Here is a 24,211-nt window from a genome sequence, read left to right on the forward strand (position 1 = left end):
AAAGCGAATCACGAACGTGTAGACGATAAAATGACGCCCTATCAGGGTTGCAGCCACCGAAAAGCCAACTGGTCCCCCAAAGGCCAGACAGCCAACTGGCTTTGCCTCTACCTTGATGGCCATGACGTTCCAGGAGACTTTTCCGAGTCCCCCACCTGACGGGGACGAAGCGGAGCACGTGGTCCGTCAGTACGAATCGCTGATCGAGAAGTCCCAAGCGGCTATCGGACGGCTGAGTACGGCACTGCGTGAGGAAACCGAGAAGTGTGAGGCGCTGATCGCTTACCGCGATGAGGCGCGAGGCCTGGTAGGAATGCAGTCCCGTTTGCGGACCATGCAGGAACAGGCCAGACAGCACGGCATCTTCACCGGCCGACCCACCCCTCCGGTGACGCTGCACATCGTCCCGGAACCTCAGGACCGCGAGAAGTCCGCATCGGACAGCAAGCCGCCTGCGCCCCCTGAACCCGCACCGACAACGACGGATGCGGTACACCCGCCGGCCGCCATCACGATCCGGAGTAGCAGACAGCAGGAGATCCTGAACGTCATCGCCGCGCGTCCCGACCTTCCCTGGGGCAGTGAGGACATCGCCAAAGTCCTGGGAATTCCCAAGGAGGACCCCCGGGGCCGCAAAAGGCTGCGCAACCGTCTTCGGGCTCTGACACTGATCGGCGCTCTGGAACGCGTCACACGTGAGGATGACCGGCACGTCTACTACCGTCCACGAATGAACTGGAAGTTCGACTGACCATTCCACTCACGACAAGCGATACACGCAGTACTGCTGTTTTATGACCGCCGCCGCATGTAGCGACCCAGGAGGCAACCTGGGTCCGCGGCGACGGTCGTGACCGTACAGGCCGTTTCCGACACTACCCGGCACCGCCCGAGCGTGTTCGGCATTCGGTCATTTTCCCTGCCTCTTTCCCGAGGAACCGAATGCCCATGCGAATTCACTTCGGTGGATTGCCCGGCTCACGGCCGGGCCACAGGTCCACCCCCAGCGCCTTCTCCAGGTTCGCGATCGTCAGCAGGTCGCACCACACCGCGCCATCGAGCACCTGGGCGACCGTCATCCGCGACACGCCACTGCGCCGGGACACCTCTGCGACCGACCAGCCTCTCTCGCGGATCACCCTGCCCAGCCTGGCTGCCACCTCCTGCGCCACACGGGCGCCGTGGTGGTCATCGAGCACGGCGTGCGGCCACGCGCCGTCGGTCACGTACTCGGCAGGGCTGCGTCGTCGCTTGTCTCCTCGTGGCACAGCGAAGAGTGTCGCCCATCCGGCCCTCCAGGGATGACAGCGTCCGCCAACTCCACCGCATGCTATTCCAAACACACCCCTCCCGGGGTTCTTTCCTGGTGGAGAGTCACGATGGATGCGATCGAGCGCTACCGGCCCAAGTTGCCGGGGCCTGTCTGGGCCCGTATCGGCCCCGACTGCCGTCGCGCCGTCGCCAAGGCTGCGCCGGCCACGCCCAAGGAAGCCCGGGACTGGCTCGGCGCCCTGGCTCACGCCGCCGCTCACGCCGACGCCTGCGGGCGCCCCACCAAGGCCGAGCACCTGCTCACCCCGGAGGCGATCGAGTGGTACCTGGCCACCGGCTGCCTGCACCTGGAGGAGCCCTCCCGCTCCAACCGCCGCTGCCGCCTCAACAGACTCCGCCGCGCCCTGCTGGGCCCCGACCTGATCACCGGCAATCCCGCCGCCTACTCCGGCTCGGACGCCTCCCGCCCCTACACCCAGCCCGAACAGGCCCAGCTTTACGCCTCCGCCCGCGCCCAGCCCACCGACGAACTCCGCAACGGCCTCCTGACGCTGCTCGCCCTCGGCTTCGGCTGCGCCCTGGACTCACCCGAGATCATCCCGCTGCGCACCCACGACGTCCGCGAGGCACCCAACGGCGCCGTCGCCGTCGCGGTCCGCGGACAGCGCGCCCGGGTGGTGCTGTGCCGCACCGCCTGGGCCCCGGTCCTCACGGAGGCGGCTGCCTGGGCCTCCCGCCCAGGCCAGGCCCGCTATCTCTTCCGCCCGAGCAGCCACGCCCGCGGCACCAACACCGTCACCAACTTCCTCGCCCGCACCAAGAAGCCGCTCGGAACGCCCCTGCTGGTCATAGGCCGGACCCGCGCCACCTGGCTCGTCGACGCCATCGAAGCCCGCATGCACCTGCCCACCCTGATGGCCGCCGCAGGCCTGACCACCCTGCGCTCCATCGACCGGGTCCTGCCCCACGTCCGCAACCTCTCGCCCGACCAGGCCGCCGCCGCGCTCAAGGAGTTCTGACCATGACCAGCCGCCTCGCACGCCACACCCGCATCGCCCGCCTGCGCTCCCAGCGCGCTCTCGTTCCCGACCCCGAAGCTGCCGAGATCCGCGACGAAGTGGTCGGCTCCGGCCTGGTCGAGGAGATCGAGCCGCTCGTCGTACGCCGCACCGGCTGCCCCTGCAAGCTCCCTGTCGAGGCCCTGCTGGTCGGCATGAGCCTGGCCTCCGCCCGCAATGGCGGCGTCGTCACCTTCACCGCCGTCACCGACCTGCTGTTCTTCTCCCTCTCCGAGCCGATGCGCGAGCAACTCGGCGTGCGCCGCTACCCCGACCACGACCGCGGCTTCGAAGCCGCCTACGCCACCGTCCGCCGCCGCCTGCACAGCATCCTCGAAGCGATCGATCCTTCCCCGCTGCCCAAGAACCACCGCCTGGCCCGCCGCCATGCCGAGAAACTGCTGGCCAACGCCGACCCGGACGAACTCGCCCGCAAGCGCACTCTCATGATCAAGCTGGCCAACCTGATCCTGGCCATGTCCCTGCGGGAGGCGATGCCGCTCCTGGAAGACCGCTGGAACGGCTCGGTCTGCGTCGACGCCACCGTCATCGGCACCTACGCCAAGGGGCTCGCCCCCAACAGTCCCGTCACCGCCACCGATCCCGACGCCGCCTGGTACGTGCGCACCGCCAAGCACAAGGACCCCCTCGCCCTCGACGACCTCGCTCCCACCCGGCAGGACAAGAAGGGCGCCAGGCTCCAGAAGAAGACAGAACGCATCAAGAAGAGCCTGTTCGGCTACGACGCCTCACTCGTCATCGCCCGCGATCCCAGCCGCAACGGCGTCCCCCTGCCTGACGGCTCCGCCGACCCCGACGTCGTCCCGGCTCTGGTCATCGCCTTCTCCGTCGACAAGCCCAGCCACCGCCCCGGCCACGTCGCCGTCGAGGCTCTCCAGCAGATCGACGACAGCCTCCCGCGCGGCTACCTGGCCGGCGACCGCGCCTACAACGACCAGAAGCCGGAGAACTTCCAGCTCCCCATCCGCGCCATGGGCTACGAACCCGTCTACGACTACGCAAAAGACCAGCTCGGCGTGCAGGCCGGCTTCGCCGGCGCCGAACTCGTCGAGGGCAACTGGTACTGCCCCTCCATGCCTCAGGAGCTCAAGGAAGCCACCAAGGATCTGATCAACGAGAAGATCGACAAGCAGACCTGGATCAACCGCATCCGCGCCCGAGCCGCCTACCTCTTCATGGCTAAACAGCGGCCCGACGCCGAAGGCCACCGCCGCGTGATGTGCCCCGCCGAGGCCAGCCGGACCCAGTGCCCCCTCAAGGCATACACCCTCGGCCGTGGCATTCACCTGCCCCTCGTCGACCCCGACCCCAGCCCCGCCGGCTCACCCCTGTGCTGCAGCCAGAAGACGGTCACCGTCCCGCCGGAAGCCGCCGCCAACCTCTGGCAGCCCCTCCAGTACGGCTCGGAAGCCTGGCAGCGCGTGTACTTCCGGCTGCGCAACAGCATCGAAGGCATCAACGGCTACGCCAAGGACCCCCTCTACGAGCGCCTCGAAGACGCCGGCACCCGCCGGATCCGCGGCATCGCCGCCCAGACCCTCCTGCTGGCCTTCCAGCTCGCCCACGCCAACCGCCGCAAGCTCAGGGCCTGGGCCGACTCGATCGCCCTGCACGACGACCGACCGCGCCGCCGCCCCACCCGCCGCCGCAAGACCAAGCCACTGGGCACCTGGACTCCCAAGGGCTACGTCAACGAGCCCTAACTCATGAGACCTTCCTCACAAGCCACCCAGTAGCTCACCCTCGACGTAACCGAAGATCCACACCCGAACACGGGACCGCCGACGGCCTCAGCCGTCGGCGGTCCCGTGTTTCTGCCCACACAAAGCGGAACGGGCGGCATCGTGATCACGATGCCGCCCGTTCCGTCGGTGCAACCAGGGCACTTTCGTCGGTGCCCCACTGTGCGCGAGGGGGGAGTTGAACCCCCACGCCCTTGCGGGCACTGGAACCTGAATCCAGCGCGTCTGCCTATTCCGCCACCCGCGCATTGGGTGTGTCCTCAGGCCCCGTTCCTTGCGGTCTGGCGCCTTCCGACATCCAGAAGATTAGCACGCTGGAGAGGGTGGCTTCACATCCCTTAAACCGCGGCCCGCCCCGTCCCGCGCCGCCTGGACCGGCCGACCAGCACGGGCCGAACACACGCCCCCTCCTGTCACGTATCAACGAGTGCTGGTTCACGTATCAACCTCGTACCGGTCCCGGCCATCTCCTTGGGAGAGGGACGGGGCGCACAGTCCGGTGCGGGACACTGGTCTCGTGCCGCCTCTACGATCCTTGGCAGAGTTCGGACGGGGTAGTTCGAAGAGGAGCTCCGATGGGAATCCGGGAGGGGACTTCAGTGGGCGTCGACGCCGGGTGACACCGGTCGACCGGGCCGACAGGGGGAACCAGCCGATTTCCCGGCGCGTGGATACGATCAGTAAGCAGTACCGATGCGGTACGCAGAGCGGTGACGACGGAGGAGGTGCCCCATGGGAGTCCTGAAGAAGTTCGAGCAACGTCTCGAAGGTCTGGTCAACGGCACCTTCGCCAAGGTGTTCAAGTCCGAGGTCCAGCCCGTGGAGATCGCGGGAGCACTCCAGCGGGAGTGCGACAACAACGCGACCATCTGGAACCGCGACCGTACGGTCGTCCCCAACGACTTCATCGTGGAGCTGAGCACGCCCGACTTCGAGCGCCTCAGCCCCTACTCCGGCCAGCTCGGCGACGAACTCGCCGGCATGGTGCGCGACTACGCCAAGCAGCAGCGCTACACCTTCATGGGCCCCATCAAGGTCCATCTGGAGAAAGCCGACGACCTCGACACCGGTCTGTACCGGGTGCGCAGCCGTACGCTCGCCTCCTCCACCAACCAGCAGGCCCCCTCGGGCGCCCCGGCGAGCCCCGCCGCGGGCCGCCCCGGCGGCTACGGCTACCCGCCCACCGCCGCACCCGCGGGAGCCCCGCCCATGCCGGCCACACCGCCGCCCGGCGGCCGTCCCCCCCCGCTCGGCCAGCGGCCGCCCGCCTCTCCGGCCGGCGGGGGACGCACGCGCTACTGGATCGAGATCAACGGCACCCGCCATCAGATCTCCCGCCCGACGCTGGTGCTGGGACGCAGCACCGAAGCCGACGTGCGGATCGACGACCCCGGCGTCTCCCGCCGGCACTGCGAGATCCGGACCGGAACGCCCTCGACGATCCAGGATCTCGGATCCACCAACGGCATCGTGGTGGACGGACAGCACACCACCCGCGCTACGCTCCGCGACGGCTCGCGGATCGTCGTGGGCAGCAGCACCATCATTTACCGGCAAGCCGAAGGGTGAAGCGGGGGCAATGTCAGAGCTGACCCTCACGGTCATGCGGCTGGGTTTCCTGGCCGTACTGTGGCTGTTCGTGATCGTGGCCGTGCAGGTCATCCGCAGCGACCTGTTCGGTACGCGTGTCACCCAGCGGGGGTCGCGCCGGGAGCGGCCGCAGGCGGCGGCCCGCCAGGCCGCGCCCCCGCAGCAGCGCGGCCAGCAGCCCGCACCCTCCACCGGCGGTGGCGGCCGTCGCGGGCGCAACGCCCCGACCAAGCTCGTCGTGAGCGAGGGCACACTGACGGGGACGACCGTGGCGCTCCAGGGCCAGACCATCACCCTGGGCCGCGCACACGACTCCACGATCGTGCTGGACGACGACTACGCCTCCAGCCGGCACGCCCGGATCTACCCGGACCGCGACGGCCAGTGGATCGTCGAGGACCTGGGGTCCACCAACGGCACATATCTCGACCGGAACCGACTGACGACTCCCACGCCGATTCCGCTGGGCGCGCCGATCCGCATCGGCAAGACCGTCATCGAGCTGCGGAAGTAGTGCTACATCATGAGTAGGCGCGAGCGGAGCGAGCACGCAGGGGCGGCCCCCACCAGGGCTCCCGGCGCGCTCCCGACCGGAGGGTGGGCACCGTGCGGATGTACCCGGAGCCGACGGGCGAGGTGCGCATGAGTCTGTCACTGCGCTTCGCCGCCGGATCGCACAAAGGCATGATCCGCGAGGGCAACGAGGACTCGGGCTACGCCGGTCCGCGGTTGCTCGCGATCGCCGACGGCATGGGCGGCCAGGCGGCCGGTGAGGTCGCCTCCTCCGAGGTGATCTCCACCCTCGTCACGCTCGACGACGACGTCCCCGGCTCCGACATCCTCACCTCCCTCGGCACCGCCGTGCAGCGCGCCAACGACCAACTGCGCTCGATGGTCGAGGAAGACCCGCAGCTGGAGGGCATGGGCACCACGCTCACCGCCCTGCTGTGGACCGGCCAGCGACTCGGCCTGGTCCACGTCGGCGACTCCCGCGCCTACCTCCTCAGGGACGGCGTCCTCACCCAGATCACCCAGGACCACACCTGGGTGCAGCGTCTGGTCGACGAGGGCCGCATCACGGAGGAGGAGGCCACCACCCACCCGCAGCGCTCCCTGCTGATGCGCGCGCTGGGCAGTGGCGACCACGTGGAGCCCGACCTCTCCATCCGTGAGGTCCGGGCCGGCGACCGGTACCTGATCTGCTCCGACGGCCTGTCCGGCGTGGTGTCCCACCAGACGATGGAGGACACCCTCGCCAGCTACCAGGGCCCGCAGGAGACCGTGCAGGAGCTGATCCAGCTCGCACTGCGCGGCGGCGGCCCGGACAACATCACGGTCATCGTCGCCGACGTCCTCGACCTCGACACCGGAGACACCCTCGCCGGGCAGCTCTCCGACACCCCGGTCGTGGTCGGCGCCGTCGCCGAGAACCAGCTCCACCTCCAGGACAACGGCATCATGCAGACCCCCGCCGGCCGGGCCTCCGGTCTCGGCCGTCAGGGGCACGGACAGGGCGGCGGCGAGTTCGGCCCGCCCGGCTCCGGCGACACCACCGGGTACATGCCCGCGGCGGGCGGCTTCGGCGACTACTCCGACGACGACTTCGTCAAGCCGCGCAAGAAGCGCAGGTGGCTGAAGAGATCCTTCTTCGGCATCCTCACCCTCGCTGTGGTCGGCGGGGGCCTGTACGGCGGCTACCGCTGGACGCAGACGCAGTACTACGTCGGCTCCAAGGACGACCACGTGGCGCTGTACCGCGGCATCAGCCAGGACCTGGCCTGGATCTCGCTCTCGAAGGTCGAGAAGGACCACCCCGAGATCGAACTCAAGTACCTGCCGCCCTACCAGCAGAAGCTGGTCGAGGCCACGATCGCCGAGGGCGGTCTGGGCGACGCCCGGAAGAAGATCGAGGAGCTGTCCACCCAGGCGTCGGCGTGCAAGAAGAACGCCGAGCGCCGCGAGGCGGCGGACAGCAACGCCAAGACGGGCGAGGGCGAGGCGGGCGGAGTCACGGGAACCACGAAGACCTCCCTCACGTCCAAGGCCACATCGTCCCCGACGCCGACACCGTCGGTGTCCCCGACCCCGAACCAGACTGAGACCGCACCCACACCGTCGACCGGCCCCACCCTCTCGGAGGAGGAGCAGGAGCTGGTCTCACGGTGCGGTGAGCAGTAGGCAAGCCGCGAGGGGCCCACGTACACCATGAGCAGTACTACCAACCCGTCGACGCAGCACACGTCCACGATCGGCGCGATCGGCACACCGAGCCGACGCAACACCGAACTGGCACTGCTGGCGTTCGCGGTCGTCATCCCGGTGTTCGCCTACGCCAACGTGGGTCTCGCCCTGAACGACCAGGTGCCCGCAGGACTCGCCGCCTACGGCATCGGTCTCGGGGTGCTGGCCGGCATCGGCCATCTCGTCATCCGCAAGTTCGCGCCGTACGCCGACCCGCTGATGCTGCCGCTGGCCACGCTGCTGAACGGGCTGGGGCTGGTGGCCATCTGGCGACTGGACCAGTCGAAACTGCTCCAGCAGATCGGACAGGCCGGCGGCAAGGCGACCAATCAGCTGGTCTACACGGCGATGGGCATCGCGCTTCTCATCGCCGTACTGATCTTCCTCAAGGACCACCGCACCCTTCAGCGCTACACCTACATCTCCATGGCTGGCGCGCTGGTCCTGCTGCTGCTCCCCCTGGTGCCGGGCCTCGGCGCGGAACTCACCTACGGCGCCAAGATCTGGATCCAGGTCGGCAGCTTCACCATCCAGCCCGGCGAGTTCGCCAAGATCGTGCTGGCGATCTTCTTCGCCGGCTACCTGATGGTGAAGCGCGACGCGCTCGCCCTGGCCAGCCGCCGCTTCATGGGCCTGTACCTGCCGCGCGGCCGCGACCTCGGCCCGATCATCGTCGTCTGGGCGATCTCGATCCTCATCCTGGTCTTCGAGACCGACCTCGGCACCTCGCTGCTGTTCTTCGGCATGTTCGTGATCATGCTGTACGTCGCGACCGAGCGGACCAGCTGGATCGTCTTCGGTCTGCTGATGTCCGCGGCCGGCGCGGTCGGTGTCGCCTCGTTCGAGATCCACGTGCAGCAGCGTGTGCAGGCCTGGCTGGACCCCATGGGCGAGTGGGAGCTGTCCAAGACCGTGGTCGGTCACTCCGCGCAGTCCATGGAGGCCCTGTGGGCCTTCGGCTCCGGCGGAACCCTCGGCACCGGCTGGGGCCAGGGCCACTCCGAGCTGATCCGCTTCGCCGCGAACTCCGACTTCATCCTCGCCACCTTCGCTGAGGAGCTGGGTCTGACCGGCGTGATGGCGATCCTGCTGATCTACGGTCTGATCGTGGAGCGCGGCATCCGCACCGCACTCGCCGCCCGCGACCCGTTCGGCAAGCTGCTCGCCGTCGGCCTGTCCGGCGCGTTCGCCCTCCAGGTCTTCGTCGTCGCCGGCGGTGTCATGGGCCTCATCCCGCTGACCGGTATGACGATGCCGTTCATGGCCTACGGCGGTTCCTCGGTCATCGCCAACTGGGCGCTCATCGGCATCCTGATCAGAATCAGCGACACCGCGCGCCGACCCGCGCCCGCGCCCGCACCGAACCCCGACGCCGAGATGACCCAGGTGGTCCGCCCGTCATGAACAAGCCCCTGCGCCGCATCGCGATCTTCTGCGGGCTCCTGGTCCTCGCCCTGCTCGTCCGCACCAACTGGCTGCAGTACGTCCAGGCGGATTCTCTCGCCTCCGACAAGTACAACCGTCGCGTCGCCATCGAGCGCTACGCCACGCCTCGCGGGGACATCATCGTCGACGGCAAGGCCATCACAGGGTCCGTCGCTTCCGAGGGGCTCGACTACAAGTACAAGCGCACCTGGAAGAACGGCGAGATGTGGGCGCCGGTCACCGGCTACTCCTCCCAGATCATCGGCGCCACCCAGCTGGAGAGCCTCGAGGACGGCATCCTCACCGGCAACGACGACCGGCTCTTCTTCCGGAACACGCTGGACATGCTCACCGGCAAGAAGAAGGAGGGCGGCAGCGTCGTCACCACCCTCAACGCCGCCGCTCAGAAGGCGGCCTTCGAGGGCCTCGGCGACAAGAAGGGCGCCGTTGCCGCGCTCGACCCGAAGACCGGCGCGGTCCTCGCCCTGGCCTCCACGCCGTCCTACGACCCGTCCACGTTCGCGGGGATCAGCACCAAGGACAGCAAGACCTTCTCGAAGCTGGAGAAGGACGCCGACAAGCCGATGCTGAACCGCGCGCTGCGCGAGACCTATCCGCCAGGCTCCACGTTCAAGGTGGTCACGGCCGCCGCGGCCCTGGAGAACGGTGTCGTCACGGACATCGACGACAAGACGGACACGCCTGACCCGTACAAGCTGCCGGAGTCGTCCACCCCGCTCACCAACCAGCACGGCGAGTGCAAGAACGCCACCCTCCGCTACGCGCTCGAGCAGTCCTGCAACACGGTCTTCGGCAAGCTCTCCGACAGCGTCGGCAACGACAAGATGATCGAGCAGTCCGAGAAGTTCGGCTATAACGATGCCACCCTGGATATTCCCGTCCGCGCCGCGGAGAGCGTCTATCCCGAGGACAACCGCCCGCAGAACGCGATGGCCGGCATCGGGCAGGCCTCCAACCGGGCCACCCCGCTCCAGATGGCCATGGTCGCCTCCGCCGTCGCCAACGACGGCGAGCTGATGAAGCCGTACATGGTCGACCAGCTGCGGGCTTCCAACCTCGACGTCATCGAGACCCACGACCCCGAGACGCTCTCCCAGGCCGTCTCGCCGGAGAACGCCCAGAAGCTCCAGGACATGATGGAGAGCGTCGTCAAGACGGGTACCGGTCAGCGCGCGCAGATCGGCGGCGTCACCGTCGGCGGCAAGACCGGTACCGCCCAGCGCGGCGTGAACAACAAGGAGAGGCCGTACGCCTGGTTCATCTCCTACGCCAAGCTCAGTGACGGCAGCTCGCCAGTGGCCGTGGCCGTGGTCGTCGAGGACAGCAACGCCTCGCGTGGCGACATCTCCGGTGGCGGTCTCGCCGCCCCGATCGCGAAGAGCGTGATGCAGGCAGTGATCAACAGCAAGAAGTGACCCCGCTCACGTCGCCTTCACATCGGTGCACGTTGTGATACCGGTCCTGTATCGGGTGACGCGGTTAGCCAGGTCACAGAAGGCGAGCCGGGTACCGTATGCCCGGAGCACAGCCGCCGGACCACACATGGGTGCGGTCGGGACCGACGGAGAGGGCTGGTAGGAAGCTATGGAAGAGCCGCGTCGCCTCGGCGGCCGGTACGAGCTGGGCCAGGTGCTCGGCCGTGGTGGCATGGCGGAGGTCTACCTCGCGATGGACACCCGCCTCGGCCGCACCGTGGCGGTGAAGACGCTGCGAGCGGACCTCGCGCGCGACCCCACCTTCCAGGCCAGGTTCCGCCGGGAGGCCCAGTCGGCCGCCTCGCTCAACCACCCCGCGATCGTGGCGGTCTACGACACGGGCGAGGACTACATCGACGGGGTCTCGATCCCGTACATCGTCATGGAGTACGTCGAGGGCTCCACCCTCCGTGAGCTTCTCCACAGCGGCCGCAAGCTGCTGCCGGAGCGGGCCATGGAGATGACCATCGGCATCCTCCAGGGACTGGAGTACGCCCACCGCAACCAGATCGTCCACCGCGACATCAAGCCGGCCAACGTCATGCTGACGCGCAACGGCCAGGTCAAGGTGATGGACTTCGGCATCGCCCGCGCCATGGGTGACTCCGGTATGACGATGACCCAGACGTCCGCGGTCATCGGCACCGCCCAGTACCTCTCGCCGGAGCAGGCCAAGGGCGAGCAGGTGGACGCCCGGTCCGACCTGTACTCCACCGGCTGTCTGCTCTACGAGCTGCTGACGGTCCGCCCGCCGTTCGTGGGTGACTCCCCCGTGGCGGTCGCCTACCAGCACGTGCGGGAGGAGCCGCAGCCCCCGAGCGTCTTCGACCCGGAGATCACTCCGGAGATGGACGCCATCGTCCTGCGTGCCCTGGTCAAGGACCCGGACTACCGCTACCAGTCCGCCGACGAGATGCGGGCCGACATCGAGGCCTGCCTCGACGGCCAGCCCGTCGCCGCCACGGCGGCCATGGGTTCGGTCGGCTACGGCGGCTACCCGGACGACCAGCAAACCACCGCCCTGCGCGCCGACGCCGGCGCCACGACGATGCTCCCGCCGGTCGGCCCGGACGACGGTTACGGCTACGACGACCGCCAGGGCCGTCGCCGCCAGCAGCAGAAGAAGAACAACACCTCGACGATCCTCCTGGTCGTCGCGGGTGTGCTGGTGCTGATCGGTGCGGTCCTCATTGGGCAGTGGATGTTCTCGGGCAATGAAGCCGGCAACGACACCATCAAAACGCCGAACTTCCTGGGCCAGAGCGAGGCGGAAGCGAAACAGGCGGCCACGAACGTCGATCTGAAGGTGGAAACCTCCCAGAAGCCCTGCGAGGACCAGAAGAAGGGCAACGTCTGCCAGCAGAACCCGCAGGCGGGTACCCCGTTGAAGAAGGGCGACACCGTCGAATTGGTGGTGTCCACGGGTGCGCCGAAGGTGGCGGTTCCGAGCGTCATCGGCGATCAGATCGAGGACGCGAAGGACAAGCTGGAAGGCGAGGACTACGAGTTCGTCGTCAAGACCAAGACGAAGGAGTCCCCGGAGGAGGCCGGCACGGTTCTCGACCAGAACCCCACAACCGGCAAGGAAGTGGAGAAGGGTTCCACGATCACCCTGACAGTCGCCAAGGCCGAGGAGAAGGCCACCGTGCCGACCGTCACCGGCCGGAGCTGTGACGCCGCCAAGTCCCAGATGGAGGCCAACGACCTCGTCGGCACCTGCACCGAGGTCGAGACGCAGGACCCCAACCTCGTCGGCAAGGTCGTCGCGACCAACCCCGAGGCGGGCTCCGAGCTCAACAAGGGCGACACGGTCACCATCCAGATCGGTAAGGCGGCCGAGGAGAAGAAGGCCCAGGTCCCGAACGTCGTGGGACGGACCGTGGGCGAGGCCAAGCAGATCCTCCAGGCGGCCGGCTTCACCAACATCCAGTTCGCGGGCGGCAGTGACCAGAGCGACACCGCGTTCGTCACCGACCAAGACCCGGACGGCGGCAACGAAGCCGACCCGACCAAGACGACGATCACGCTCGCCTCGGTCGGTTTCGGCGGCAACAACGGCAACAACAACAATGGCGGCGGCGACGGCGGAGGCTTCTTCGGTTAGCGCCGCCCGCCTGAGGCGGAGAGGCTGATCAAGCCCTCTGCCCCGTACGACGAAGGAGCCCCGGCACCCCCTCAGGAGGGGGTGCCGGGGCTCCTTCGTCGTCTCGATGTTTCACGTGAAACCGGATGTTTCACGTGAAACATCCCTCCGGGGGAGCAACCACCGCGCGGCTATCGAAGTTCCTTCGGCACCGTGCGCTCCGCGTTCACCCGTTCCACGCGCTCCAGCTCGCCCCACACGATGTACCGGTACCGGGACGTGTAAACGGGCGTACAAGTCGTGAGGGTGATGTATTTGCCGGCCTTCTTCTTGCCGGACTCCTTGGGGATGTTCGAGAGAACCTTGACGTTGTACTTCGAGGTCTCGGAGAGGGTGTCGTAGACCTTGTAGACGTACCAGTTGTCGCGGGTCTCGAAGACGATCGCGTCGCCCTTCTCCAGCTTGTCGATGTTGTGGAACTTCGCGCCGTGGCCGTCCCGGTGGGCGGCCAGAGTGAAGTTGCCGTCCTTGTCGGAGCTGGGGAGGGTCGCCTTGACCGGGTCGGTGTAGTAGCCGGCGACACCATCATTGAGGATCTTGGTGGAGGTGCCCTTCTTCACCAGGACCTCGCCGTTCCTCATGGCGGGGACGTGCAGGAAACCGATGCCGTCCTTGGTGTCCAGGGCGCCCGGTCCGCCGTCCGAGGCCCAGGTGTCACGGACCTTGTTCGCTTCCTTGTCCGCCTCGCGGTCGGCGAGCACGTTCGTCCACCACAGCGAGTAGACGACGAACAGGCCGAGCACGAGGCCCGCCGTGATGAGGAGTTCACCGAAGACACTGACCGCCATGGCGATCCGGCTCATGCCGCGGCGCCGCGGCGTGGCCTCGGACGCATCCGTCTTCTCTTCGGTGTCGTCGGTGGTCACTGCCACAGTTCTTCCGCCCTTGGTCGAGCCCCTACTGGACGAGCGCGTCGGGCTTCCCCTCGCTGCGCGGCCGTTCCTCCACCATCTTGCCCCACACGATCATGCGGTACTTGCTCGTGAACTCCGGCGTGCACGTGGTCAGCGTGATGTAGCGACCCGGCTGGGTGAAGCCGGAGCCCGGGGGCACGGGTTGGAGCACGCTGACGTTCGACGGCGGGGTCACCGGCAGGATCGAGGCCATGTCGTAGACGTAGTACTTGTCCTGCGTCTCCACGACGATCGGGTCGCCCGGCTTGAGTCGGTTGATGTAACGGAACGGTTCACCATGGGTGTTGCGGTGGCCCGCGATGCCGAAATTGCCCGTCTTGTCCTCGGGCATGGCCGTCTTGATGCTGTTCTCGTCGTAGTGGCCGACCATTCCGCGGTCCAGGACCTTCGACTTGCTGATGCCCTCGGCGATCGGCACGACGACGTCCAGCTTCGGAATGTGCAGGATGGCGAAGCCCTGCCCGGGCTCGAAGGCGCCGGGCGCGCGCTTGCCGCTCTTCCACTCCTCCTGGAGGCTCGTCGCCTCCCGGCCCGCCTGCTGATGGGCGCGGATGTTGGACCACCAGAGCTGGTAGGTGACGAAGAGCAGCATCACCACGCCGGTGGTTATGAACACCTCGCCGATGATCCGGCTCGCGATCACTCCCGCGCTGGGCTTGCGCGCCCGCGCCGCCCGCCGCGCCTCGATCCTGGAACGGGGCGCCGACAGCCCGTCCTCTCCTAAGCCCTCCTCGGGCCCCTGAGCGACTCCTGGGCCCGCGTGGGCCCCCGGGGAGCCCCCGTGCCTCCCGTGCCGCCTCGCGGCCTTACGGCGGGCCGCACGGCCTCCGGGAGTCGGGGGCGCGGGTATCGGCTCGACCGCGGCGGCCAGCCGCCGCGCCTCCTCCACCCGGAGGGCCACCGTCTCCTCGTCGATCGGAGGGTGCTGCAGCGCGGTGTCGGTCCCGTACAGCCCCTCGGCCGTGGGTCGAGGACGCGGCTCGTAGGTGTCGTACGGCTGGTAAGGCTGGTACGGCTCGAACGAGGGCTCCGTGTACGGCTGCTGCTGGCCGAACCAGTCCCCCTGCCCGTACTGCGAGCCCTGCTGGACGGTCCAGGCCTGAGGCTCGGCCGTGTCACCGAACGACTCCCCCGGCTGGAAGGCCTCCGCCTCGAACGCCTCGGCGCCCCCGTACGCGGCCTCGCCGCCGTAGGGGGCACTCTCGCGCTCGGGGCGCAGTGCCGTCACGCCGTGGCCCTGCCCACCACGGGGGCGAGCCCCGTCGACCTGGCCACGGCCCCTTGGTCGCCGCATTCGGCCAGCCAGTTGGCCAGCATGCGGTGGCCGTGCTCGGTGAGCACCGACTCGGGGTGGAACTGCACGCCCTCGACCGGTAGTTCCCGATGCCTGAGGCCCATGATGATCCCGTCGTGCGTGCGCGCCGTGACCTCGAGCTCGGCCGGCACGGTGGCCGGCTCCGCGGCCAGGGAGTGGTACCGGGTCGCGGTGAAGGGGGTGGGCAGGCCCGCGAAGACCCCCTTGCCCTCGTGTTCCACCAGCGAGGTCTTTCCGTGCAGCAGCTCGGGCGCGCGGTCCACGACACCGCCGTACGCCACCTGCATGGACTGCATGCCGAGGCAGACGCCGAAGACGGGGACGCCGGTCGCGGCACAGTGGCGGACCATGTCCACGCAGACCCCGGCCTCCTCAGGAGTGCCCGGCCCGGGGGACAGGAGCACGCCGTCGAAGCCGTCCTGGGCGTGGGCGGTCGCCACCTCGTCGTTGCGCAGCACCTCGCACTCGGCGCCCAGCTGGTACAGGTACTGGACCAGGTTGAAGACGAAGCTGTCGTAGTTGTCGACGACGAGGACCCGGGCGGGTCGGGCGGCACTCACTGGTCGTTCACCGTCACATCGTTGAAGGGCAGCAGGGGCTCGGCCCAGGGAAAGACGTATTGGAAGAGGACATAGACGACGGCCAGGGTCAGCACGATCGAGATCAGCGCCTTCAGCCACGCGTTACCCGGCAGATGTCGCCAGATCCAGCCGTACATGCCGTCCCTTCCTTCACACCACGGCACCGGAATCACGCCGTACCGCCACCAGACTAACGGCGTAGTGCCTCCGGTTTCCCTGACTCGACAGGCTGTGTGGAATCCAGATGGCCCCAGACGATGAGCCGATGGCTGTGTCCCCACTCCGGGTCGCACGTCGTCAGCGTCAGATAGCGCCCCTCGCGCGTGTAGCCCGATTTCGCCGGCACGGGGTCGATGACCTGGACGTCCGTGGGCAATGTCCGGTAGGGACCCTTGTCGATGACGTACGTGAACCAGTCCGCGCCGTCGGACAGGACGACCTCGTCGCCGGGACGCAGCTTGGGAAAATCTTTGAAGGGATCGCCGTAGGTACGCCGGTGGCCGGCGACCGCGAAGTTCCCCTTCTGTCCCAGCTGCGCGGTGTTCGCGTAGTGGCCGAGTCCCTTCTTGAGAGTGTCCGTCTTCGTGCCCTCCAAGACGGGCTTGTTCCATGTGGAACCAAGACGCGGGATGTACATGAGCGCGAAGGGCTCGCCGCTCTCGTACGCGGCGGGCGGCTCCGGCGCCGAAGAGGAGACCGGGCCGGGCGTCGGCCTCGTCGGCTGTTTCGCCCACCGGTCCTGGAGCAGGTCGACCTGGTGGTCCATCTCGGTGTCGGCCTTCACGCCGGTCCAGAACAGCACGTAGACGACGAAGAGCACGATCAGGGTGCCGACGGTGATGCAGAGCTCGCTGGCGGTCCTCACGATCACGCGCACCGACACGGGTCCCCCGGCTGCCGTCACTCCACGGGCTTCGCGTACTTCAGATCCACTGTGCCCGAGTAGCCGGGAAGAGTCACCGGCCCGTCCTCGGTGACTTTCCAGCCCAGCCCGTAGACGTTCACGTAGACCATGTAGTTCTGGATCGCCTTGCTGGCGGTGAGCGCCTTCTGCAGCTTCTCGGGATCACCGACTGCCTGGATCTTGTACGGGGGCGAGTAGACGCGGCCCTGGAGGATCAGGGTGTTGCCGACGCAGCGGACGGCGCTGGTGGAGATCAGCCGCTGGTCCATGACCTTGATGCCCTCGGCGCCGCCAAGCCACAGGGCGTTCACCACGGCCTGCAGGTCCTGTTGGTGGATGACCAGGTAGTCGGGCTGCGGCTCGGGATATCCGGGGAGTCTGGCGGTGGCGTCCGGCGGAGCGTCGTTGAGGGTGACCGTGAGGGCCTGCCCTCTGAGCTTCTGGGTGCCGGCGTTCTTCTCCAGTGCCCTGAGCCGGGCGTCCTCGGCCTTCGTGCTGCCGTCGTCCCGCTCGGCCAGGGCCTCCACGTCGTCCCGGAGGACCGCGTTGGACTCGTCGAGCTGCCCGTTCTTGTGGCTGCGCTCCTGGATCAGGTCGGAGAGCTTCAGCAGAGATGCGTCCGTACGGATGTTGGTGCCCTTGGCCGTGTCGAAGCTGGTGAAGAAGATCAGCCCGGCGAGGGCGAAGACCCCGACGGTGAGCACGCGCACGGGCCGGAAACCGCCTCGGGGGGAGGTGCCGTTACCCGCCTCGGGGGAGTCGGCTGAATTGCTCAACGTACCCTTATCTCCTTAGGCGCCGCGGAAGCACTACGCTAACGGACGCCCGGGGGAGCATTCAGTGTCCCCTTGTACGCTGCCCCGGAGCCCGCCACAGTTCCCTGCGCGGCCACGCAGCGCATCGACAGGAGAGACCCTCGTGCCGAAGTCACGTATCCGCAAGAAGGCCGACTACACGCCGCCGCCGTCCAAGCAGGCCACGAACATCAAGCTGAACAGCCGCGGCTGGGTGGCCCCGGTCATGCTGGCCATGTTCCTCATCGGGCTGGCCTGGATCGTCGTCTTCTATGTGACGGACGGCTCGCTGCCGATCGACTCGCTCGGCAACTGGAACATCGTGGTCGGCTTCGGCTTCATCGCCGCCGGATTCGGTGTCTCCACCCAGTGGAAGTAGTGGTCTCCGCTCGGTGGGGCTAGTTCTCCCCAGAGCAATCCACGGAGTTATCCACAGGTGTTTTCCACAGTGGGGAAAAGAACGACGATCTGTGGATAACTCACTGGGCGTTGACGCCGGTACGACTGACCTACTGGCACCCGCAAGCATGTTCGCCCCCTGCCTGACCTGCGAAAACACAGGTGAGCGACAGGGGGCACACCTGTTCCCGCACCCTATGCACAAGATCCGCCACCGTCTGTGGACAACAGTGCTGTAACGGTGCCCGGACCAGCACCCGGACGGTGACGATCCGCCATCACCTCAGGTCAGCTGGATCGTCCTCAGCAGGGTCACGACGACCACGGCGGCCAGTACCAGCGCGCACACGCCGTACTGGATCAGCGCTCGTCGTTCGCGCGGTGCGTGCACCATCGCATAGCCGATCAGCACACCGCCGACGAGACCGCCGACATGGGCCTGCCAGGCGATGCCGGACCAGCCGAACGTGATGACCAGGTTGATGACCAGCAGGATGATGACCGGGCGCATGTCGTACTTCAGCCGACGCATGAGGACGGCTGTCGCGCCGAAGAGGCCGAAGACGGCGCCGGACGCGCCGAGCGTCAACTGGTTCGGTGCGGCGAGCAGGTAGGTCAGCGCGCTGCCCGCGAGGCCCGAGGCGAAATAGAGCGTCAGATAGCGGGCTCGGCCGAGGGCGGCTTCCAGCGGACCGCCGATCCACCACAGGCTGAGCATGTTGAAGGCGATGTGCATGACACCGCTGTGCAGGAACATCGACGTGACCAGCCGGTACCACTGTCCCTCGGCGACGCCTTGGACCGAGCCGAAATCGGAGTCCCAGGCCCGCCCGACGAGGGCGAACCGTTCGGTGAAGGAGTCGCCGACGGCCTCCTGCACCAGGAAGAACAGCAGATTCGCGCCGATCAGGATCTTGGTGACGAGCCTGGGGTCGGCGGTGACCGAGCCGCCCGCGAGGGTGCGCGGGGCGGAGGCGGAGGGGGTGTGGCCCGTGCCGGAGCCGTTGCGGACGCATTCGGGGCACTGGAAGCCGACGGAAGCGCTCACCATGCACTCGGGGCAGATGGGCCGCTCGCAGCGGGTGCAGCGGATTCCTGTCTCCCGGTCCGGGTGCCGGTAGCAGGTGGGCAGGCTCCGCGCGTCCTGCGAGCCGCTCGGCACCTGTTCCATCGGGTTCCTCCGTCTCCTGGGTGGAACGCATCGCCCCGCCCATCCTTACGGATGAGCGGGGCGATTGGTTCCCTTCGGGACCTTGTGAACCTTTCGGGGTCCGGTCCGTGCGGTGAACCCGTCATGCGCGTCCGGGCACCAGGCCCGAGGGCTCAGCCCTGGCGGGTCTCGACGACGACCGACTCGATGACGACGTCGTTGACCGGACGGTCGGTGCGCGGGTTGGTCTGGGCGCCGGCGATGGCGTCCACGACCTTCTGACTGCCCGCGTCGACGACCTCACCGAAGATGGTGTGCTTGCGGGTCAGCCACGCCGTCGGGGAGACGGTGATGAAGAACTGCGAGCCGTTGGTGCCCGGGCCGGCGTTGGCCATGGCCAGCAGGTAGGGCTTGTCGAAGGCGAGGTCCGGGTGGAACTCGTCCGCGAACTGGTAGCCGGGACCCCCGGTGCCGTTGCCCAGCGGGTCACCGCCCTGGATCATGAATCCACTGATCACCCGGTGGAAGACCGTGCCGTCGTAGAGCTTGTCCGTGGACTTCTGCCCGGTGGCCGGGTTGGTCCACTCACGCTCGCCCTGGGCGAGCTCGACGAAGTTACGGACCGTCTTGGGCGCGTGGTTCGGCAGCAGCCGCACCTCGATGTCGCCATGGTTGGTCTTCAGGGTGGCGTACAGCTGCTCTGCCACGATCTGCCTTCCGTTGTCCTCTGTGACTCCCCCGATCCTCGCACGGACGACGCCGTGCGTCCCCCGACGCCCTCGCTCTCGTACGGCGGGCTTACGGAAAACCGGCCGAGTACCGCCGGTACCGGCGCGCTTCGCGGCGATCCGTGGCATTGTCGGCCCTGTCGTGGACAAGTTCCCGTTGTCCCGCATTCATCCTCTATTGCACGTGACCGGATTCATGAGCGGCTTCTGTCGATGACCGGCCGGGGCCGATGCCATGACCCGGATGCCCGCCCACACATGCCCCGGAGCGCTCCGAGAGGCATGATCCCCAAAAGGGTGGAAAGTCGAATTACGTACGCCACCGAGGAGGAGGATCCCGTGACCCGCATCGACAGCGTGCGCGCCGCGACCGGCTCGGCGAAGGACAGCGTGCTGCACGCCGCGGAAGTGGTGGCGCCCTACGCCGACACGGCCAAGGACAAGGCCTCGCACTACGCGCAAGAGGCACGTGTACGACTCGCGCCGAAGGTGTCGCAGGCCGCGGAACAGGCACGCGTCCAGTACGGCGCCCATGTCGTCCCGCGCTTGGAGCAGGCTCGCACGCATGTGCCGCCGAAGGTCGACCACGCGGCCCACGAAGCCGCTGCACGCACCCGCAAGGCGGCCCGTCAGGCCGCCGACTACTCCCGTCCCCGTATCGAGCAGGCCGTGGCCGCCGCCGGCCCCGTCCGCGAGGAGGCCACCGCCCGCAGTGTCGCGGCGCTGGCCGCATTGCGGGGACAGGTCTCACCCCAGCAGATCCAGCGGCTGGTCCGCAGGCAGCAGCGCAGGGCCAGGCTCGGCCGTGCCGCCAAGGGCCTGGCCGTCCTGGGTGTCCTGGCGGGCGGCGTCTTCGCCGCCTGGAAGTGGTGGGACAAACAGGCCAACCCCGACTGGCTCGTCGAGCCCCCTGCCGCCACCGAGGTCTCCGACTCCGGTCGTCTGTCCGCTGTGGACGGCAGTGGTCAGTCCGTTCTCGACCCCGAGGTCGAGGCCAAGCAGGCTGAGGACGAAGCGGCCGACCGGGACAACCGCCACTGAGAACCGACTGAGCATCGGCAGCCGAGGCCGCTTTCTCTACGGTCGGCGTCGGAGGACGTGTTCCTTTCCGGCTCAGCCCTGCCCGAGGGTGCGTTCCGCGGGACATCTTTCAACAGCCCTGTGGGGCAGAAGACTTGAAGGTCTTCTGCCCCACAGGGCTGTTTCACGTGAAACAGCACCACCCCACGAGCCCCGCACCTTCCCAGCCGGAATGTATTGATCCGATTGCGAAGGGTGACGCACACATCCCACCAGCCCTCGCGTGACCCAGAACACTGGTTTCGCATTTGCGCACATCGACACGTGCCAGCATCCGTTGCCCCGTTCCAGCAGGCTTCTTTCCGCGGAGTGCACAGATAGCGATCGCGATGACCGCCGCCCAGGGCGCCGGTGACGACCATGCTTCCCGAGGCAGGAAAAAGACCGGGCCGGATGTCGTAGGACATCCGGCCCGGTCAATCCGCTGTGGAGCCTAGGGGAGTCGAACCCCTGACATCTGCCATGCAAAGACAGCGCTCTACCAACTGAGCTAAGGCCCCGGAAGGGAAGCGTCCACCCGGAGGCAAGGGCCACCGGGAGGCTGCGCAGACCAGAGTACCGGGTCACCCCCGGGATCTCGCAAAAAGATTGGGGGTCCCCGTGAACGACCACTCTCCGTAAGATGCTCGTCGTGGTTCGCTACAGCGAACCACGGTATTTGGGGAAGCGATGGGGAGACGCAATGGACGCCGCACAGCAGGAAGCGACCGCAAGAGCCCGGGAGCTGCAGCGGAACTGGTACGGAGAGCCGTTGGGGGCGCTCTTCCGTAGGCTCATCGAGGACCTGGGGCTCAACCAGGCCCGGCTCGCGGGGGTGCTGGGCCTGTCCGCACCGATGCTGTCGCAGCTGATGAGCGGTCAGCGTGCCAAGATCGGCAACCCGGCGGTGGTCCAGCGGGTGCAGTTGCTGCAGGACCTGGCGGGTCAGGTCGCGGACGGCAGCGTGAGCGCCGCCGAGGCGACCGAGCGCATGGATGAGATCAAGAAGTCACAGGGGGGCTCGGTGCTCAGCAACACCACTCAGTCGACGACGAGTTCGGGGGCGCCCACGGTCAAGCGGGTCGTCCGCGAGATCCAGTCGCTGCTGCGGTCTGTCGCGGCCGCGGGCGACATCATCGAGGCGGCGGACACCCTCGCCCCGACCCACCCTGAGCTGGCAGAGTTCCTCCGGGTGTACGGCGCGGGCCGCACCTCGGACGCGGTGGCGCACTACCAGTCCCACCAGAACTGAGCTCAAGGCCCGGTCCCCGAAAGGGGGTTCGGCGACCGGGCCGAGGCCGAAGAGGGGGGCCGAGACGGGGGAAGGGGTCTGTAGGCCTCTCGTGAGCGGCAGCGTTGTGGACGTAGGCTCCGCGCAGGAACCGGAATAAGGAACAGGACAGAGCGGCAGGGAGACAGAAGCGGGTACCAGCTCCGAGGGAAGCCGGGCACGTGCGAGCCGGCTCCGCAGAGGGCGGCGCGAGCGCCGTGCCCTCCGCCGACGGGCAACCACGAGGGGAGCCGAAGGGGGAACGACGCACAGCCATGGGTGAGGTCTTCGCCGGCCGGTACGAACTGGTCGACCCGATCGGGCGCGGGGGAGTCGGCGCGGTCTGGCGCACCTGGGACCACCGCCGCCGCCGCTATGTGGCCGCCAAGGTCCTGCAACAGCGTGACGCGCACGCATTGCTGCGCTTCGTCCGTGAGCAGGCCGTACGGATCGACCACCCGCATGTGCTCGCCCCCGCCAGCTGGGCCGCCGACGACGACAAGGTCCTGTTCACCATGGATCTGGTGGCCGGAGGGTCCCTGGTCAACCTCGTCAACGACTACGGTCCTCTCCCGCCGACCTATGTCTGCGGCTTGCTCGATCAACTCCTGTCCGGCCTCGCCGCCGTGCACGCCGAGGGCGTCATCCACCGCGACATCAAGCCCGCCAATGTGCTCCTGGAGGCCACGGGCACGGCCCGCCCCCGCCTGCGCCTGTCCGACTTCGGCATCGCCATGCGTCTGGGCGAGCCCCGCCTCACCGAGACCAACTACGTGGTGGGAACGCCTGGTTATTTCGCTCCCGAGCAGATGCTGGGCGCGGATCCGGACTTCCCCGCCGATCTCTTCGCTGTGGGTCTCGTCGCCCTGTACCTCCTGGAGGGCGCGAAGCCCGACGCCAAGGCCCTCATCGAGCACTTCGCCGCCCATGGCACTCCGAAGGCACCGCGGGGTATCCCGGAGCCACTGTGGCAGGTCATCGCCACGCTGCTCCAGCCGGACCCCAACTCCCGCTTCCGCACCGCCACAGGCGCCCGAAAGGCCCTCGCCGCGGCCATCGAGCTGCTGCCCGAGCCGGGGCCCGACGACGAGTTGGTGGAGGTCTTCGACCAACTCGGCCCGCTTCCCACCGGGTTCGCTCCCGAGGGTCCCCTGCACAGGGCATCGGGACTGGACAAAACGGGCACAGGCACCGGTGTCGACACCAGCGGCACGTCCTCCCCGACTCCCGTCACGGACACGACCCCACCACCGCCTCACCATCCGCCGGCCTACGGACCGCCGCCCATGGGGCCGCCGTCCCAACCCGGGGCGGGCCCGGCGTTACCGGCGCCGTTCCCAGGCAGCGCCCCTCAGCCCTCGTACACGGCCACAGGCTCCATATCTCCGCCCCCCATGCCCACCACCGCCCCGCCCCAGACCGACCCCTCCAGCACTGGCAAGGGCTCGGGCTTCGGTACTGGTACCGGTGCTGGTGCTGGTGCTGATGCCGCGGGCACCGACCCAAGCACGGGCGCCGGCACCGGCACGGGAACAGGAACCAGCCACTGGTCCCAGGATTCCGGGGCCTCGTCTTCGGCGTCTCCGGCGCACTCGCCCCACCCCGGTCACATATCGCCCGGGGCACCCCCCTCCGACGTACCACCGCGCCCCGAACGCGCCCCCGCACCGCAGCCCTCCACGATGTCGGACACCGGCAGCTTCCACCTGCCCCCGCCCCAGGTGCTCACCGCCCACGCGGCCTCGCGACAGATCGACCAGCGCGCCCCCGGCCCGGGCCACCCACAGCAGCACCCCGAGCAGCAGGCCAGTCCCCCGGCCGGGACGCCCCTCCGAACAGCCCCAGCGCAGCACCCCGAACCCGCGCATGTGCCCTCCCCCCAGTCGCACCCGCAGCTGGGCCTCTTTCAGAACCCCGCCGCGGCGGTGCAGCACGCGTACGCCTCTACTGGTTCATACACCGCTCGGCCCCCGGAGGTTCCACGTCGATCGAGGGCGCTTCCGCGACGCCGTCCGGGCCCGCCGGTCAAGGTGGTCGTCCCGGTCCTGCTGCTCGCCCTGGCCTGCTTCGCGGTGGGGTTCTGGGCACTGGGACAACTCTGATCCCCGA

Annotated in this window: 22 protein-coding genes and 2 tRNA genes; 13 read left to right on the plus strand and 11 right to left on the minus strand. The window is 68.2% G+C overall.

Translation table 11 applies throughout. The features are described from left to right. Nucleotides 1–121 precede the first annotated feature (121 nt). The gene (locus P8T65_RS23040; RefSeq protein WP_316727170.1) at nucleotides 122–751 is read left to right on the plus strand and encodes a hypothetical protein; all 630 of its coding nucleotides are present in this window, start codon (nucleotides 122–124) and stop codon (nucleotides 749–751) included. A gap of 205 nt (nucleotides 752–956) precedes the next feature. Here the strand turns inward: P8T65_RS23040 and P8T65_RS23045 are convergent, their stop codons facing one another. Further along, nucleotides 957–1,268: a helix-turn-helix transcriptional regulator gene (locus P8T65_RS23045; RefSeq protein WP_316727171.1), complete on the minus strand. Its 312-nt coding sequence runs from the start codon at nucleotides 1,266–1,268 to the stop codon at nucleotides 957–959. Between the two features lie 111 nt (nucleotides 1,269–1,379). On the opposite strand from P8T65_RS23045, the gene P8T65_RS23050 reads away from it, so the two are divergent. Both P8T65_RS23050 and P8T65_RS23055 read left to right on the plus strand, forming a co-directional pair. Next, complete coding sequence (locus P8T65_RS23050) at nucleotides 1,380–2,291, plus strand: hypothetical protein (RefSeq protein WP_316727172.1); 912 nt, start codon at nucleotides 1,380–1,382, stop codon at nucleotides 2,289–2,291. 2 nt (nucleotides 2,292–2,293) lie between these two features. Next, the gene (locus P8T65_RS23055) at nucleotides 2,294–4,054 is read left to right on the plus strand and encodes a hypothetical protein (protein WP_316727173.1); all 1,761 of its coding nucleotides are present in this window, start codon (nucleotides 2,294–2,296) and stop codon (nucleotides 4,052–4,054) included. A 202-nt stretch (nucleotides 4,055–4,256) separates the two neighbouring features. Here the strand turns inward: P8T65_RS23055 and P8T65_RS23060 are convergent. Further along, nucleotides 4,257–4,340 (minus strand) — tRNA-Leu (locus P8T65_RS23060). A 485-nt stretch (nucleotides 4,341–4,825) separates the two neighbouring features. On the opposite strand from P8T65_RS23060, the gene P8T65_RS23065 reads away from it, so the two are divergent. The 6 genes from P8T65_RS23065 to pknB all read left to right on the plus strand — a co-directional run bounded on the left by P8T65_RS23065 (nucleotide 4,826) and on the right by pknB (nucleotide 12,949). Then, complete coding sequence (locus P8T65_RS23065; protein WP_316727174.1) at nucleotides 4,826–5,662, plus strand: DUF3662 and FHA domain-containing protein; 837 nt, start codon at nucleotides 4,826–4,828, stop codon at nucleotides 5,660–5,662. 10 nt (nucleotides 5,663–5,672) lie between these two features. After that, on the plus strand, nucleotides 5,673–6,197 hold the full coding sequence (locus tag P8T65_RS23070; protein WP_184906312.1) for an FHA domain-containing protein: 525 nt from the start codon (nucleotides 5,673–5,675) through the stop codon (nucleotides 6,195–6,197). Nucleotides 6,198–6,325: 128 nt separating this feature from the next. Then, nucleotides 6,326–7,861 (plus strand): Stp1/IreP family PP2C-type Ser/Thr phosphatase, encoded by a 1,536-nt coding sequence (locus P8T65_RS23075; RefSeq protein WP_316727175.1) that lies wholly within the window; start codon nucleotides 6,326–6,328, stop codon nucleotides 7,859–7,861. 27 nt (nucleotides 7,862–7,888) lie between these two features. Further along, nucleotides 7,889–9,328, plus strand: a complete 1,440-nt coding sequence (locus P8T65_RS23080; protein ID WP_184906314.1) for an FtsW/RodA/SpoVE family cell cycle protein — start codon at nucleotides 7,889–7,891, stop codon at nucleotides 9,326–9,328. Beyond that, nucleotides 9,325–10,785 carry a penicillin-binding transpeptidase domain-containing protein gene (locus P8T65_RS23085; protein ID WP_316727176.1) on the plus strand — a complete coding sequence of 487 codons (1,461 nt, stop codon included), beginning with the start codon at nucleotides 9,325–9,327 and terminating at the stop codon, nucleotides 10,783–10,785. Before P8T65_RS23080 ends, P8T65_RS23085 begins: the two co-directional genes overlap by 4 nt. Before the next feature lie 169 nt (nucleotides 10,786–10,954). After that, on the plus strand, nucleotides 10,955–12,949 hold the full coding sequence (pknB, locus tag P8T65_RS23090; RefSeq protein WP_316727177.1) for a Stk1 family PASTA domain-containing Ser/Thr kinase: 1,995 nt from the start codon (nucleotides 10,955–10,957) through the stop codon (nucleotides 12,947–12,949). 170 nt (nucleotides 12,950–13,119) lie between these two features. On the opposite strand, the gene P8T65_RS23095 is transcribed toward pknB, so the two are convergent. From P8T65_RS23095 to P8T65_RS23120, 6 genes are read right to left on the minus strand one after another with little or no spacing between them, the layout of a single operon-like run. Further along, a complete protein-coding gene (locus P8T65_RS23095; protein ID WP_316727178.1) occupies nucleotides 13,120–13,860 on the minus strand; it encodes a class E sortase in 741 nt (246 codons plus the stop codon). Nucleotides 13,861–13,885: 25 nt separating this feature from the next. After that, nucleotides 13,886–15,130, minus strand: a complete 1,245-nt coding sequence (locus P8T65_RS23100; RefSeq protein WP_316727179.1) for a class E sortase — start codon at nucleotides 15,128–15,130, stop codon at nucleotides 13,886–13,888. Then, nucleotides 15,127–15,777: an aminodeoxychorismate/anthranilate synthase component II gene (locus P8T65_RS23105; RefSeq protein WP_033530582.1), complete on the minus strand. Its 651-nt coding sequence runs from the start codon at nucleotides 15,775–15,777 to the stop codon at nucleotides 15,127–15,129. Before P8T65_RS23105 ends, P8T65_RS23100 begins: the two co-directional genes overlap by 4 nt. Then, nucleotides 15,774–15,935, minus strand: a complete 162-nt coding sequence (locus P8T65_RS23110; RefSeq protein WP_033530583.1) for a hypothetical protein — start codon at nucleotides 15,933–15,935, stop codon at nucleotides 15,774–15,776. Before P8T65_RS23110 ends, P8T65_RS23105 begins: the two co-directional genes overlap by 4 nt. A 53-nt stretch (nucleotides 15,936–15,988) precedes the next feature. Next, entirely contained in the window at nucleotides 15,989–16,681 is a 693-nt protein-coding gene (locus tag P8T65_RS23115; protein ID WP_316727181.1) for a class E sortase, read from the minus strand. Nucleotides 16,682–16,698: 17 nt separating this feature from the next. Further along, nucleotides 16,699–17,478: a DUF881 domain-containing protein gene (locus tag P8T65_RS23120; protein WP_316727182.1), complete on the minus strand. Its 780-nt coding sequence runs from the start codon at nucleotides 17,476–17,478 to the stop codon at nucleotides 16,699–16,701. Between the two features lie 142 nt (nucleotides 17,479–17,620). Here P8T65_RS23120 and crgA point away from each other — a divergent pair, with 142 nt between their 5' ends. Continuing rightward, the gene (gene crgA, locus P8T65_RS23125) at nucleotides 17,621–17,875 is read left to right on the plus strand and encodes a cell division protein CrgA (protein WP_045558527.1); all 255 of its coding nucleotides are present in this window, start codon (nucleotides 17,621–17,623) and stop codon (nucleotides 17,873–17,875) included. Between the two features lie 303 nt (nucleotides 17,876–18,178). Here crgA and P8T65_RS23130 read toward each other — a convergent pair whose 3' ends face one another. After that, nucleotides 18,179–19,066 carry a rhomboid family intramembrane serine protease gene (locus tag P8T65_RS23130; protein WP_316727184.1) on the minus strand — a complete coding sequence of 296 codons (888 nt, stop codon included), beginning with the start codon at nucleotides 19,064–19,066 and terminating at the stop codon, nucleotides 18,179–18,181. Between the two features lie 152 nt (nucleotides 19,067–19,218). After that, nucleotides 19,219–19,752, minus strand: a complete 534-nt coding sequence (locus tag P8T65_RS23135) for a peptidylprolyl isomerase (protein WP_230215517.1) — start codon at nucleotides 19,750–19,752, stop codon at nucleotides 19,219–19,221. 360 nt (nucleotides 19,753–20,112) lie between these two features. Between P8T65_RS23135 and P8T65_RS23140 the strand changes: the two genes are divergently transcribed. After that, nucleotides 20,113–20,814 (plus strand): DUF5324 family protein, encoded by a 702-nt coding sequence (locus P8T65_RS23140; protein WP_316727185.1) that lies wholly within the window; start codon nucleotides 20,113–20,115, stop codon nucleotides 20,812–20,814. A gap of 466 nt (nucleotides 20,815–21,280) precedes the next feature. Here the strand turns inward: P8T65_RS23140 and P8T65_RS23145 are convergent. Continuing rightward, nucleotides 21,281–21,353, minus strand: a tRNA-Ala gene (locus P8T65_RS23145). Between the two features lie 182 nt (nucleotides 21,354–21,535). Between P8T65_RS23145 and P8T65_RS23150 the strand changes: the two genes are divergently transcribed. After that, nucleotides 21,536–22,084 (plus strand): transcriptional regulator, encoded by a 549-nt coding sequence (locus P8T65_RS23150; RefSeq protein WP_033530590.1) that lies wholly within the window; start codon nucleotides 21,536–21,538, stop codon nucleotides 22,082–22,084. 293 nt (nucleotides 22,085–22,377) lie between these two features. Then, the gene (locus tag P8T65_RS23155) at nucleotides 22,378–24,204 is read left to right on the plus strand and encodes a protein kinase domain-containing protein (RefSeq protein WP_316727186.1); all 1,827 of its coding nucleotides are present in this window, start codon (nucleotides 22,378–22,380) and stop codon (nucleotides 24,202–24,204) included. Nucleotides 24,205–24,211 lie beyond the last annotated feature (7 nt).

The sequence above is a fragment of the Streptomyces sp. 11x1 genome (assembly GCF_032598905.1).
Lineage (GTDB): Bacteria > Actinomycetota > Actinomycetes > Streptomycetales > Streptomycetaceae > Streptomyces.

Bases quoted from the DNA above. Each gene is read 5' to 3' on its own strand.
- P8T65_RS23075 (WP_316727175.1), top strand. From the start codon at position 6,326: ATGAGTCTGTCACTGCGCTTCGCCGCCGGATCGCACAAAGGCATGATC.
- P8T65_RS23065 (WP_316727174.1), top strand. From the start codon at position 4,826: ATGGGAGTCCTGAAGAAGTTCGAGCAACGTCTCGAAGGTCTGGTCAAC.
- P8T65_RS23040 (WP_316727170.1), top strand. From the start codon at position 122: ATGACGTTCCAGGAGACTTTTCCGAGTCCCCCACCTGACGGGGACGAA.
- P8T65_RS23085 (WP_316727176.1), top strand. From the start codon at position 9,325: ATGAACAAGCCCCTGCGCCGCATCGCGATCTTCTGCGGGCTCCTGGTC.
- P8T65_RS23070 (WP_184906312.1), top strand. From the start codon at position 5,673: ATGTCAGAGCTGACCCTCACGGTCATGCGGCTGGGTTTCCTGGCCGTA.
- pknB (WP_316727177.1), top strand. From the start codon at position 10,955: ATGGAAGAGCCGCGTCGCCTCGGCGGCCGGTACGAGCTGGGCCAGGTG.
- P8T65_RS23050 (WP_316727172.1), top strand. From the start codon at position 1,380: ATGGATGCGATCGAGCGCTACCGGCCCAAGTTGCCGGGGCCTGTCTGG.
- P8T65_RS23130 (WP_316727184.1), bottom strand. From the start codon at position 19,066: ATGGAACAGGTGCCGAGCGGCTCGCAGGACGCGCGGAGCCTGCCCACC.
- P8T65_RS23110 (WP_033530583.1), bottom strand. From the start codon at position 15,935: ATGTACGGCTGGATCTGGCGACATCTGCCGGGTAACGCGTGGCTGAAG.
- P8T65_RS23155 (WP_316727186.1), top strand. From the start codon at position 22,378: ATGGGTGAGGTCTTCGCCGGCCGGTACGAACTGGTCGACCCGATCGGG.
- P8T65_RS23055 (WP_316727173.1), top strand. From the start codon at position 2,294: ATGACCAGCCGCCTCGCACGCCACACCCGCATCGCCCGCCTGCGCTCC.
- P8T65_RS23150 (WP_033530590.1), top strand. From the start codon at position 21,536: ATGGACGCCGCACAGCAGGAAGCGACCGCAAGAGCCCGGGAGCTGCAG.
- P8T65_RS23080 (WP_184906314.1), top strand. From the start codon at position 7,889: ATGAGCAGTACTACCAACCCGTCGACGCAGCACACGTCCACGATCGGC.